Here is an 11,934-nt window from a genome sequence, read left to right as displayed (position 1 = left end):
GTCAGGGCAGCTCGGGCAGGTCCTCCACGAACAGCAGGGTCAGGTCGTCCGTGCTGGGCTCGGCGAGCTGCGCGACCCGGCTCGCGTGCCGCTCCACCATCGCCTCGAACGTCTGGCGTGCCGTGCGCCCGTTGCCGAAGGCGGCACCCTTGGGGATCTCGGTGAAGTACTTCTGCAGGGCCTCGGCGCTGCCCGGCGCCAGCCGGTACTCGTGCTCCTCGGCCTGCTGCTCCACGATCCGCAGCAGCTCGTCGGGGCCGTAGTCGCCGAAGGTGATGGTCCGTGAGAAACGGGACGCCACCCCCGGGTTGACGGTCAGGAACCGCTCCATCTCGGCCGTGTAGCCCGCCACGATCACCACGACGGAGTCCCGGTGGTCCTCCATCAGCTTCACGAGCGTGTCGATGGCCTCCTTGCCGAAGTCCCGCCCCGCGTCCTCCGGCGACAGCGCGTACGCCTCGTCGATGAACAGCACCCCGCCGTGCGCCCGCTGGAACGCCTCCTGGGTACGGATGGCGGTGGAGCCGATGTGCTCGCCCACGAGGTCGACCCGGGACACCTCGACGAGATGGCCCTTCTCCAGCACCTCCAGGGAGGCGAGGATCTCGCCGTAGAGCCGCGCGACGGTCGTCTTTCCGGTGCCGGGGGAGCCGGTGAACACCAGATGGCGCTTGACCGAGGCCGCCTTCAGGCCCGCCCGCTGCCGGCGCCGGCCCACCTCGATCATGTCGGTCAGCGCCCGCACCTCGCGCTTGACGCTCTCCAGACCCACCAGCGCGTCGAGTTCGCCCAGCACGTCCTTCGACGTCCGCACCGACACCTCCGTCCCGGCCTCGGCCGGCGCCGCCTGCGGCTCCGGCAGGGTCATCCGCTGCTCGGGGATCGGACCGAGCAGACCCACCGCGGAGGGGGTCGTCTGCAGGGCCGTCTCCCGGCTCGCCGCGGTCCGCAGACCGGCGCTCCCGTCGCTGGTGCAGTCCTCGACCACGGCCCCCGCACCGGGCGCCCCGTCGGCGCCGGTCTCCGCGAACTCGTACCCCCCGCGCGCGCAGCGCTCGGTACGGCATCTGCGCAGCGTCGCACGGCAACCGTCTATGACGTGGAAGCCGTAGCCCCCGCTGTCGCTCACCCGGCAGTTCAGGAAGCTGCCCCGGCCCCCGGCCGAGACGTAGAAACCGGCCTCGGCGGGGGAGGTGACCGTGCAGCGCTCGACCGTCGGGTCGGCGCCCTTGGTGACGATCACGCCGGTCTGGACGCCGTCCACCGTGCAGTTGCTGAGGGTGCCGCCGCTGCCGTGGTCACGGAACCAGGCGCCGGTCGCGGCCTCCCGGATCCGGCAGTCGTCGAGTTGGGCGGTCGCGCCGTCGCTCACCGACACGGCCGTGTTGCGCACCTGGGCCAGATCGCTGTCGATGACGTCCGCGCGCGAGCCGCGGTCGAGGACGAACAGCGCGTCCGGCACGTCGTGCACCCGGCAGGAGTCGAGGACGGCGGTCGCGCCGTCGCTGACCCATACGGCCGGGTAGTCGCCGGTGCTGTCGAAGATCTCGCACTGGTTGGCGTCGACCCGGGTGCCCGGGTCCCACACCGACAGCCCGTTGCGCCCGAACTGACGCACGGTCGTGCGGGTCAGCGTCAGCACCGAGCGCGACCTGAGGTCGATCGCGTTCTCCGGGATGTCGTGGATACGGCAGTCGGCCAGCGTCAGCACCGCGTCCGTGTCGAGCGTGACCCCGTCGGCGGTGGTGCGGTGCACGGCGCAGTCCGTGAGGTGGGCGGTGGCCCGCGCGGTGATCTGCACCCCGCTGCCCCGGACCTCGTAGATCTCGCAGCCCACCGCTTCCAGACCGGAGTTGTCGCCGGTGACGCTCACCCCGGTGCCGGAGGCGTGATGGATCCGGGAGCGCTCGAAGCGGGGGTGCGCGCCCCCGCGGACCAGGACGCCCGCCTGCCCGGCCGCGACGACCTCGCACTCCTCGAAGACACCGCCGCCGCCGTCGACCACGGCGATCCCGATGCCCGCCGGGTTGTCGACGGTGCACCGCCGGAGCGTGGGACGGGCGTTGCCGCGCACCTCGATGCCCGTCGCGGACCGGGTGACGATCCGCATGTCCAGCAGCTCGGGCGTGCCCTCCTCGACGAGGACCGCGGGCGCGGCCGCGTCCTGGCCCTCGACGTGCAGATCCTGCACCACCGCCGACGCGCACACCGTCAGCGGCACCCCGTCCACCGGAGCGATCCGCACGGAGCCGGGCGAGCCCTCGGGGCCGCGCAGGGTCACCGACCGCTGCACGACGAGGTTCTCCCGGTAGGTGCCGGGAGCGATCGTGAGGACATCGCCCTCGGCCGCGGCCTCCAGGGCGGCGGCGAGCGATGCGTACTCACCTGTGCGGCGCCGCCACCTCGATGTGCCGGTGTGCGTCACCTGGACCGTGCCCTGTGCCATGGCGTTGCTGTGCCCCCACCTCGTCGTACGCGGGTTTGATGCCGAATCATGCATGGTTCGGCCGGACCACCGTAGCGTGCGCGCGGGCGGTGAGTTGACCACTGACCGAACGACGTCAGCTACCGGTACCTGTACGGCCCCAGTCCGGGCCCGCGCGGTCCCATGCCTGGTCCCAGCGGGCGTACCGGCGGCGGACCATGCGCCACACGATCAGCCGTCTGCCGCCCTCGACCGCGCCGGCGGTCAGCAGCGCCGCGCCGAATCCGGCCAGCACCGCGTGTGTCGTCGCGGTCGCGGAGTCCAGCGGCCGGGCCACGAGCCGGCCGTGCGTGTCCGTCCATATCCCGAAGTGGTCGCCGCGGTGCGGGGTCTTCAGGGGGGCCAGCACCGTGCCGTGCCGGTCGGTGCCGTCCGGGGCGGTCCAGTCGGCGACGACCCGGCGGCGGGTCTCCCGCCCGGAGGCGGCCTCGGGGTCGGCCTCCAACGGCGAGGCGCTCGCCTTCCCTACGACGGTGGCCGTGATCTCGTGCCGGGCCTGCCGCTGCTCACGGACCGCCTGTTGCAGGGAGTCCTGGGCGACGGCACCGATGAGGGAGCCCACGACGGGCGCGACGAGGAGGATCAGCAGCAGCGCCGACAGCGCCACCCAGGCCTCGACCAGATCCGTCCCGCGGCGCAGCGGATTGTGCCGCCAGCGCCAGATTCCACCGATCGCTCGCACCGTCCCGCACCCCCTTCCCGCTCCGTGATAACCCCCGGCGGAGCCGTTCACGCGGGAAACCGGGCGAAGAGAGAGCGAAATCACCCGCGCCCGGGACCTCTCATGAACTTCTCACGACACCCCAACGCTCCGGCACCCGGCGGAGGTTCCCGCACGTCGAGGCTCCGTGGAACGCGGCCTGATCCAGGGCCCTGTCCTGAAATCGGCAGGCCCTAGCCGGTCACCCGGACCGGGTCGCCGATCCGGACGGTGCCGTGGGTGAGGGGCACCAGGTTCTGGCCGAAGACGAGCTTGCCGCCGATCCGGCGGTGCCGGCCGAGGGTGTGCAGGGGTTCCCGGCCGCGTTCGGCGGTGGTCTGGTCGGTGGTGGTCACGACACACCGTCCGCAGGACTTGGCGACCCGGAAGGCGACCTCGCCGATCTCCACCCTCGACCAGTGGTCCTCCGCCCAGGGCTCGGTGCCCGCCACGACCACGTTCGGCCGGAAACGGTTCATCGGCAGCGGGCCCTCGGCGGCGTGGTCACCGTCGGCGATCAGGGCGTTGAGGGCGTCGAGCGAGGCGACCGTGGTGAGCAGCAGCGGATAGCCGTCGGCGAAGGCGACGGTCTCGCCGGGCAGCGCGTACTCCGGATCGACGGGCCGGCGTGTCGCGGGATCGTCCATGTGGACCAGGCGGACGTCGACGCCGAGATACGCGCTGCACCAGGCATGCGTCTCGGCGTCGGCGAGGACCCCCTCCACCTTGTCCCGGAAGATCTCCAGCGCGACCGTGCCCACCGGCTCGGGCACCGCCACGGTCAGCGGCTCGAGGCCGGGTGCGGACAGCCGGACGCCGCCGCCGGGCAGAAGCTCGGCAGCGGTCTGCGCCAGGGGCGGCTGCTGGCGTTGCGTGACGACCTTTCCCCCGTCGTCGATCAGCGCCCAGCGTCGGTCTCCGGTCAGCCCCCAGGGCTCCACGACGGCCTCCCGGGGCGACTGGCCCCGGCACGCCTTGACCGGATAGCGATGGATGGACAGCAGCTCCGCATTCCCCATGGGGTCATCCTGCCAGGTGGCACCGACGACCCCGGGGCGGCTCAGTACCCGCGGTACTGCTGGTTGTTGTACGGGTCCTGGTACTGGGGCGCGGCCGGCCGGGGAGCGGCGGGGCGCATGGCCTCGTAGCCCATCCCGGGCGCCGCGGGGCGCGGCTGCTGCGGCATCTGCGGACCCGGGTAACCGCGGGGCGCGGACTGCGGCGGGATGTACGCCGCGGGCGCCTGCTGCAGCGGCGAGGGCTGCTGCGCCTGCGGGTAGCCGTACGACGCCTGGGACGGGGCCGCCGGGAGGGCGGGCAGCGCCGACGGCAGCGCGGGCAGGTTGCTGCTGCTCGGCGTGTCGTACGCGGCGGGGACCCGGATGGGGGCGATCTGCGGGGTGCCTCGCTCAGCCACGAGCGAGTCGTAGATCGGGGTGTCCGGGAAGGCGGAGTAGTAGCCGCCATAGGTGGAGCGGGGGGAGGTCATGGCACATAAGTTAAGCCCACGATGTGCTGGTTGGGGAGACCGATAAGAGGGTTGTTTTCCGTGTCGGCAGTGACCTCGGATCCCCAATGCGAGCGAACTCGGCAAAAAGGGGCGGCGGGCAGGGCTCTGATCGGGTAAAAGCCGAGTTCCGGGCGGGTTACCGGCGGGTCGGGAGGGGGCGTTCCTGTGCCTTCCTGTGCCCTTCCTGGGCTTGCGCTGTCCTGCGGAATAGGTTGACCGGGTAGACAACCGAGAGGCGCCGGCACGCGGCCCGGTGCGGGGAAGGTCGAGGGGGCGGACATGTCGATGCCGAAGGGGTCCAACACGCCGGTGCCGACCACGGCGCTACGGGTCGAGCTGGGCTGGCGCTCGGGGCCCGGGGTGCCCGACGCGGACGCCTCGGCGCTGCTGCTGGTGGGCGGGAAGGTGCGCTCCGACGCCGACTTCGTCTTCTACAACCAGCCGGCCCACGCCTCGGGCGCGGTCCGCCACGAGGGCAAGAGCACGTCCGGTGGGCGGGTGACCGACACCCTTGTCGTCGACCTCGCGCGCGTGGAGCCGTCGATCGAGACCGTCGTCCTGGCCGCCTCCGCCGACGGCGGCAGCTTCGCGCACCTGCCCGACCTCTACATCGAGGTGCGGGACGCCGCGCGGGGCACCGTCGCCGCACGGTTCGACAGCACGGGCGCCACGGTCGAAACCGCTTTCGTGCTGGGTGAGTTCTACCGCCGCCAGGGGGCCTGGAAGTTCCGCGCCGTCGGGCAGGGGTACGCGACCGGCCTGGAGGGACTGGCCACCGACTTCGGCATCACCGTCGACGAGCCGCAGCACACGGCACCGCCGGTTCCCCCTGCGGCCCCGGCCCCGCCGCACCCCTCCGCCCGGCCCACCATGCCCGCGCTGCCGGTCACCGTGCCCCCGCCCGTCCACCAGGCCCCGCCGCCCCCGCCGCTGGCCCCGGTCCGGCTGACCAAGGTGACGCTCACCAAGGCCGCCCCCGCGGTGTCCCTCACCAAGCAGGGCGCCACCTCGGGGGCCATGCGCGTGAACCTCAACTGGGAGGTGCGCAAGCAGTTCTCGGGCTGGGGCGCCAAACACGGCCGTGCCGTCGCCCTCCACCACGACCTCGACCTCGACCTGTGCGCCCTGTTCGAACTCTCCGACGGCCGCAAGGGTGTCGTCCAGGCCCTCGGCAACGCCTTCGGCGCGCTGCACCAGCCGCCGTACATCCACCTCGACGGCGACGACCGCACCGGGGCCGTCGCCAGTGGGGAGAACCTCACCATCAACCTCGACCACAGGGACGACTTCCGGCGCATCCTCGTCTTCGTCACCATCTACGAAGGCGCCCGCTCCTTCGCCGACCTGCACGCGACGGTCACCCTGCAACCCCAGTTCGGCGCCCCGGTCGACTTCGCCCTCGACGAGTGCACCGTCCCCTCTACCGTGTGCGCGCTCGCGCTGATCACCAACCAGGGTGGCGATCTGATCGTCCAGCGCGAGGCCCGCTATCTCGTGCCCGACCGGGGCGTCAGCCCGCAGCGGACCGTCGACCGCGTCTACAACTGGGGCATGAACTGGACACCGGGCCGTAAATAACCCCTTCCCCAGCCGCTCAGCCCTCGTCGGCCACGGCGTCCGGACGGGCGTAGGTGCGGCCCTTCCAGGCCGCGCCCCGCCCCCGGTAGTGCTGCACGGCGGAATCCACCGTCATCAACAGGTACAGGAACGCGGTGAACGGCAGCAGCGGCGCGAGCCACAGCGGCTGCCGGTAGTAGCGGAGCATCGGCATGTACGTCCCCGTCATCACCAGCCACGCCAGGCCGCCCAGCAGCGCGGTGGCCGGGGCGCCGACGGCCGATCCGGCGACCAGGGCCAGCGGCGGCACGAGATACACCAGCGTCAGGCCGAGCACCGTACCGGCCAGGAGCGGCGGACTGTGCCGAAGTTGCGCGTAGGCACTGCGCGAGACCATCCGCCACAGGTCGTGCAGCCTCGGATAGGGGCGCACGCTGTCCACCCGCTCGGCCAGTCCCAGCCAGATGTGGCCGCCCGAACCCTTCACCACGCGCGCGAGCGCCACGTCGTCGATGACCGCGTGCCGGATGGCGTCCGGGATCCGCGCCCGCTCGGCCGTCTCGGCGCGCAGCAGCACACAGCCGCCCGCCGCTGCCGCCGTCCGCGCCCCGCGCCGCCCGATCCGGCGGAACGGATACAGCTGGGCGAAGAAGTAGACGAACGCCGGCACGACCAGCCGCTCCCACAGGCTCTCCACGCGCAGCCGCGCCATCTGCGACACGACGTCGAAGTCCCCGGTGCGCGCCGCCGCGACCAGCTGACGCAGGCTGTCGGGTGCGTGCGCGATGTCGGCGTCGGTCAGCAGCAGGTACTCGGGCTCACGCGCGCGTGCCAGCGCGATGCCGTGCCGTACCGCCCACAGCTTCCCGGTCCAGCCCGGCGGCGGTTCGCCCGGCGAGCCGACGGTCAGCGGCAGCCCGCCGTGCCGCCGCGCGAGTTCACGTGCTCGTTCCCCGGTGCCGTCCGAGCTGCCGTCGTCGACGAGGAACACCTCGGCCCGCCCCGGATAGTCCTGCGCGAGCAGCGACGGCAGGCTCGCGGGCAGCACCGCCGCCTCGTCGCGCGCGGGGACGACCACACACACCGGCGGCCACTCCTCGGGCTCCCGCCGGGCCGGCAGCTTGACATCCGTGCGCCAGAAGAAGCCCTGACAGAGCAACAGCCACACCCAGGCGGCCAGGGACACGGCGGCGATCCACACGACGGCGCTCACCCGCGCAGTGTCCCCCACCCGGCCGGTCCGCAGGAGCACATCGTCTATGGTGGCCGGGTGAAGATCGCGCTCATGGACTCCGGAATCGGGCTGCTGGCGGCCACCGCCGCGGTACGGCGTCTGCGACCCGACGCCGATCTCGTGCTCTCCCTCGACCCCGACGGCATGCCCTGGGGCCCGCGCACCCCCCAGGACCTCACCGCCCGCGCGGTGGCCGTCGCCGAGGCCGCCGCGGCCCACCGGCCCGACGCCCTGATCGTCGGCTGCAACACCGCGACCGTGCACGCCCTGCCCGCCCTGCGCGCCCGCCTGGAACCGGGCATCCCGGTCATCGGCACTGTCCCCGCGATCAAGCCGGCCGCGGCCGGCGGCGGACCCGTCGCGATCTGGGCCACCCCCGCCACCACCGGCAGCCCCTACCAGCGCGGTCTGATCGAGGACTTCGCGGGCGGGGTCACCGTCGCCGAGGTCCCCTGCTGGGGTCTCGCCGAGGCCGTCGAACACGCGGACGAGACGGCGATCGCCTCCGCCGTCGCCGCGGCGGCCGCCCTCACTCCCGAGGAGGTGACGACCGTCGTCCTGGGCTGCACCCATTACGAACTGGTCGCCGACCGCATCCGCGCCGCCGTGCAGCGCCCCGACCGGCCGCCCCTCGTCCTGCACGGCTCGGCCGGTGCCGTCGCCGCACAGGCCCTGCGCCGCATCGGCGCCCGGCCCGAGCCCGAGGCGACCGGCCTCGGCTCCGTGACCGTCCTGCTCAGCGGCCGCGAGGGCGGCATCCCGCAGCCCGCCCTCGCCTATGCGGAAGGCCGGCTGCTCCAGACCGTCAGCCCCGCCCCGTGACCACCGGTCACCGGCGGTAGCCCCCCGGCCCGGTGCAGCGCCCACTCGGCCCAGTCACCCTGTGCGACGCCCTACCCGCGCAGCGAAACCTGAGTAACCTCATGTATATGAGGGACCACTCCCACGTTCACCCCCCGGGCGAGGACACCCCGCATCCCGACGTCTGGACCGGCCGCGCCACCAACCGGTTCCAGTGGCTGCTCGCGCTGGTCGGCGCCGCCTGCATGGCCCTCGGCATCGAGCTGGCCGTCGACTCCGCCTGGACGTCCGGCACCCTTCCCCTCGTCATGTCCGTCGTCGGCTGCATCGCCGCCGGACTGCTGGTTCTCTTCGGCACCCTCGCCTTCGTCCACGTCGACCTCAAGCTCGACCAGGACGTGCTGGAAGTGCGCTGCGGCCACATCGGCGTGCCGCGCCGCCGGATCCCGCTCGCGCATGTCGCCGGCGCCGAGTTCGACCCCTGCGTCACCCCGCGCCACTGGGGCGGCTGGGGCTACCGCTGGCGTCCGGAGAAGGGCACCGCCGTCGTCGTACGCCGTGGTGAGGGCGTGGTGCTGCGGCTGTGGGACGGCCATACGTTCACGATCACCGTGGACGAGGCCGAGTCCGCCGTGGCGGCGATCAGGGCCCGTCTGCGGTCGCGGACGCCCGGCCCGGCGCTCTGAACATCGGACGCGCTGCCGCGTTTCTCTTTTGGCGGGTGGGGCTGGTGAGGTGCGTGGGATGCCGCGGACCTCAGACGGCCGGCCGGTCGTGCTCCCTGCTCGATCCCGTGGGCAGCCCGGACACCGGCTCGTCGGTGAGCGGGCGGGCCGTCGCCAGGCCGGCCAGGAGGCCCGCGCCGACCGACACCGTCGTGAAGCTCAGCGCGTTGCCGAGGGCGGCGAGGGCCGCGAGGGCCGTGAGCGCGGCGCCCGCCGTGAGAACGACCGGCGTGGGACGGGGCGCCCGCCACAGGGCGAACAGCACCCAGCAGTACGCCGCCGCGAGAAGCAGCATCCCCACGACACCCTGTTCCGCCGCCAGCTGCAGCGGCGCCGAGTGCGGCTTGCCGTCGGAGAACGTCGACTGCGCCGCCGTGGCGCTCAGCTCCCCGAAGCGGCCGGGCCCCACGCCGAGCCCCGCGTTGCCGTGGGCCAGGTGCAGGGCGTCCCGCCAGAGCGCGACCCGGCGCGGTGTGAGCTGGTCCTCCAGCGACGCGGCGAGGTCGCCGGGCAGCGCGTTCCCGGCGACCGCCCAGGTCAGACCGGTCACCGCGGCCGTGGCGAGGGCCAGGCCGGCGAGGGCCGGACCACGGTGGTGCATCCGCCCCGCCGCCAGTGAGCACAGCAGCACCGCGCAGCACGTCACGACCGCCGCGACCGAGCCCAGGGCGGCCCCCGCCACCACGACACCGCAGGCCAGCAACCGCAGGGCGAGCCGCAGCAGCGGCACGGACGTCGCCCAGGCGGCGCAGCACGCGGCTCCGGCCGACAGCGAGAGCACGGCCGCGGTGGCCCCCGCGTGCCCCAGTGGCGCGGCGATCTCCGGACCCGGCGCGAGGCGCGGCAGTGCCACGGTCAGGGTGAGCCCGGTCAGCGCCGCGGCACACGGCGCGGCCACCGGCAGCAGCACTCCGCAGATCCGCCCCGTGGCGTAGCCGGCCGCGACGGCCAGCACCGCGAGCAGGACGCCCTCGGGCCGTCCGCCGTGCACGGCCGCGCTGACCAGCGACCACGCGGCGCAGGCCCCCAGCACGGCCACTCCGGCCGCGTCGGAGACGTTGCGTCTGTCCCCGTCGGCGTCCCCGGCCGTCGCCGACGTCATCCCCGTGGAACCCACCAGACCCCCCGAACCCGGTCGCCCCCCGGCCAATGCCGCCCCGGACGTCTGTGCGAACGGGGCTCTGGCACACCGTAACGGCTGATGGGCGGTTTGTGGATGAGCCGTGCCGGGGTTGAGCGCGACAGCGGTCCACAGGGTGCCCCCGCGGACCGCGCTGTCGGCCAAAAGGTGACCCGCCGTACACTCCCGGAGTGACCGTCACCGCAACTTCCGTGGGCCAGCCCGACCGGCTCGAGCCCCAGGCCACGCCGGTTTCCCGCCGCGCGCGTCTGCTGCGCCTCCTGCCCGCCGCCGCGGCGGCACTCGCCGGAGTGCTGCTCTACGTCAGCTTCCCGCCCCGGACCGTGTGGTGGCTGGCCCTGCCGGCCTTCGCGGTCTTCGGCTGGGTGCTGCGCGGCCGCACCTGGAAGGCGGCGCTCGGCCTCGGCTACCTGTTCGGCCTGGGCTTCCTGCTGCCGCTCCTGGTGTGGACGGGGGTCGAGGTCGGCCCCGGTCCCTGGCTCGCCCTGGTCGCCATCGAGGCGGTCTTCATCGCCCTGGTCGGTGTCGGCGTCGCCAAGGTCTCGAAGCTGCCGGCCTGGCCGGTGTGGGCGGCGGCGCTCTGGACGGCGGGCGAGGCCGCACGCGCGCGTGCGCCCTTCCACGGCTTCCCCTGGGGCAAGGTCGCCTTCGGACAGGCGGACGGCGTCTTCCTGCCGCTCGCCGCGCTGGGCGGCACCCCGGTCCTCGGTTTCGCCGTCGTCCTGTGCGGTTTCGGTCTCTACGAGACGGTCCGGCTGATCCTGGACCGCCGGCGTACGGGTGAGGTGCGCAAGTCGGCCGCCGCCGTGGCCCTGCTCAGCCTGGCCGTCCCCGTCGGCGCCGCCCTGGCCTCACGCTCCCTGGTGAGCGACAAGGCGGAGGACGGCACCGCCACGGTCGCCGTCATCCAGGGCAACGTCCCCCGCCTCGGTCTGGACTTCAACTCCCAGCGTCGGGCCGTTCTCGACTACCACGCGCGCGAGACGGAACGGCTGGCCGCCGAGGTCAAGGCGGGCAAGAAGCCGCAGCCCGACTTCGTGCTGTGGCCCGAGAACTCCTCCGACATCGACCCGTTCGCCTACGCGGACGCGGCCGCCGTCATCGACAAGGCCGCCAAGGCCGTCGGTGTGCCCATCTCGGTCGGCGGAGTCGTCGAGCGCGACGGCAAGCTCTACAACGAGCAGATCCTCTGGGACCCGGAGAAGGGACCCACCCAGACCTACGACAAGCGACAGATCCAGCCGTTCGGCGAGTACCTCCCGCTGCGCTCGCTGATCGGCGCGATCAACAGCGACTGGACGTCGATGGTCCGCCAGGACTTCAGCCGGGGCACCAAGCCGGGCGTGTTCAGCATGGACGGCGCGAAGGTGGGCCTGGTCACCTGCTACGAGGCCGCCTTCGACTGGGCGGTGCGCTCCGAGGTCACGGACGGCGCCCAGCTGATCTCCGTGCCCAGCAACAACGCCACCTTCGACCGCAGCGAGATGACCTACCAGCAGCTCGCCATGTCCCGTGTCCGTGCCGTCGAGCACAGCCGCACCGTGACCGTGCCCGTCACCAGCGGGGTCAGCGCGATCATCATGCCGGACGGCAGGATCACCCAGAAGACCGGCATGTTCGTCGCGGACAACCTGGTGCAGAAGGTGCCGCTGCGGTCCTCCGAGACGCCCGCGACCCGGCTCGGGATCCTCCCGGAGATCGCCCTGGTGCTCGTCGCCGCAGGCGGTCTGGGCTGGGCGGTCGCCGCGGGCGTACGCGCCCGGCGCGGTACGGCTGCCTGA

General features: G+C 73.3%; 10 protein-coding genes. 4 read left to right on the top strand and 6 right to left on the bottom strand.

Annotated features, from left to right (window positions below):
• Position 1: 1 nt before the first annotated feature.
• The 4 genes from ABZ464_RS09575 to ABZ464_RS09560 form a co-directional block, all read right to left on the bottom strand.
• Positions 2-2,446 (bottom strand): right-handed parallel beta-helix repeat-containing protein, encoded by a 2,445-nt coding sequence (locus ABZ464_RS09575; RefSeq protein ID WP_359273354.1) that lies wholly within the window; start codon positions 2,444-2,446, stop codon positions 2-4.
• A gap of 115 nt (positions 2,447-2,561) precedes the next feature.
• Complete coding sequence (locus ABZ464_RS09570) at positions 2,562-3,167, bottom strand: hypothetical protein (protein ID WP_359273351.1); 606 nt, start codon at positions 3,165-3,167, stop codon at positions 2,562-2,564.
• 212 nt (positions 3,168-3,379) lie between these two features.
• Positions 3,380-4,204: an MOSC N-terminal beta barrel domain-containing protein gene (locus ABZ464_RS09565; RefSeq protein WP_359273349.1), complete on the bottom strand. Its 825-nt coding sequence runs from the start codon at positions 4,202-4,204 to the stop codon at positions 3,380-3,382.
• 41 nt (positions 4,205-4,245) lie between these two features.
• The gene (locus ABZ464_RS09560; RefSeq protein WP_359273346.1) at positions 4,246-4,674 is read right to left on the bottom strand and encodes a DUF6643 family protein; all 429 of its coding nucleotides are present in this window, start codon (positions 4,672-4,674) and stop codon (positions 4,246-4,248) included.
• A gap of 306 nt (positions 4,675-4,980) precedes the next feature.
• On the opposite strand from ABZ464_RS09560, the gene ABZ464_RS09555 reads away from it, so the two are divergent.
• Entirely contained in the window at positions 4,981-6,273 is a 1,293-nt protein-coding gene (locus ABZ464_RS09555; protein WP_359273669.1) for a TerD family protein, read from the top strand.
• Positions 6,274-6,289: 16 nt separating this feature from the next.
• Here the strand turns inward: ABZ464_RS09555 and ABZ464_RS09550 are convergent, their stop codons facing one another.
• Complete coding sequence (locus ABZ464_RS09550; protein WP_359273666.1) at positions 6,290-7,483, bottom strand: glycosyltransferase; 1,194 nt, start codon at positions 7,481-7,483, stop codon at positions 6,290-6,292.
• A gap of 39 nt (positions 7,484-7,522) precedes the next feature.
• On the opposite strand from ABZ464_RS09550, the gene ABZ464_RS09545 reads away from it, so the two are divergent.
• The gene (locus ABZ464_RS09545) at positions 7,523-8,308 is read left to right on the top strand and encodes an aspartate/glutamate racemase family protein (RefSeq protein WP_359273343.1); all 786 of its coding nucleotides are present in this window, start codon (positions 7,523-7,525) and stop codon (positions 8,306-8,308) included.
• Between the two features lie 107 nt (positions 8,309-8,415).
• Positions 8,416-8,973 carry a hypothetical protein gene (locus ABZ464_RS09540; protein ID WP_359273340.1) on the top strand — a complete coding sequence of 186 codons (558 nt, stop codon included), beginning with the start codon at positions 8,416-8,418 and terminating at the stop codon, positions 8,971-8,973.
• Between the two features lie 70 nt (positions 8,974-9,043).
• Here ABZ464_RS09540 and ABZ464_RS09535 read toward each other — a convergent pair whose 3' ends face one another.
• Positions 9,044-10,114 (bottom strand): O-antigen ligase family protein, encoded by a 1,071-nt coding sequence (locus ABZ464_RS09535; protein WP_359273337.1) that lies wholly within the window; start codon positions 10,112-10,114, stop codon positions 9,044-9,046.
• Positions 10,115-10,323: 209 nt separating this feature from the next.
• On the opposite strand from ABZ464_RS09535, the gene lnt reads away from it, so the two are divergent.
• Positions 10,324-11,934 carry an apolipoprotein N-acyltransferase gene (gene lnt, locus ABZ464_RS09530; RefSeq protein ID WP_359273334.1) on the top strand — a complete coding sequence of 537 codons (1,611 nt, stop codon included), beginning with the start codon at positions 10,324-10,326 and terminating at the stop codon, positions 11,932-11,934.

Source organism: Streptomyces sp. NPDC005820 (genome assembly GCF_040630255.1).
Lineage (GTDB): Bacteria > Actinomycetota > Actinomycetes > Streptomycetales > Streptomycetaceae > Streptomyces.
This window is presented reverse-complemented; position numbering and strand designations above follow the sequence as displayed.

Bases quoted from the DNA above. Each gene is read 5' to 3' on its own strand.
- ABZ464_RS09575 (WP_359273354.1), bottom strand. From the start codon at position 2,446: ATGGCACAGGGCACGGTCCAGGTGACGCACACCGGCACATCGAGGTGG.
- ABZ464_RS09560 (WP_359273346.1), bottom strand. From the start codon at position 4,674: ATGACCTCCCCCCGCTCCACCTATGGCGGCTACTACTCCGCCTTCCCG.
- ABZ464_RS09565 (WP_359273349.1), bottom strand. From the start codon at position 4,204: ATGGGGAATGCGGAGCTGCTGTCCATCCATCGCTATCCGGTCAAGGCG.
- ABZ464_RS09540 (WP_359273340.1), top strand. From the start codon at position 8,416: ATGAGGGACCACTCCCACGTTCACCCCCCGGGCGAGGACACCCCGCAT.
- ABZ464_RS09555 (WP_359273669.1), top strand. From the start codon at position 4,981: ATGCCGAAGGGGTCCAACACGCCGGTGCCGACCACGGCGCTACGGGTC.
- ABZ464_RS09535 (WP_359273337.1), bottom strand. From the start codon at position 10,114: ATGACGTCGGCGACGGCCGGGGACGCCGACGGGGACAGACGCAACGTC.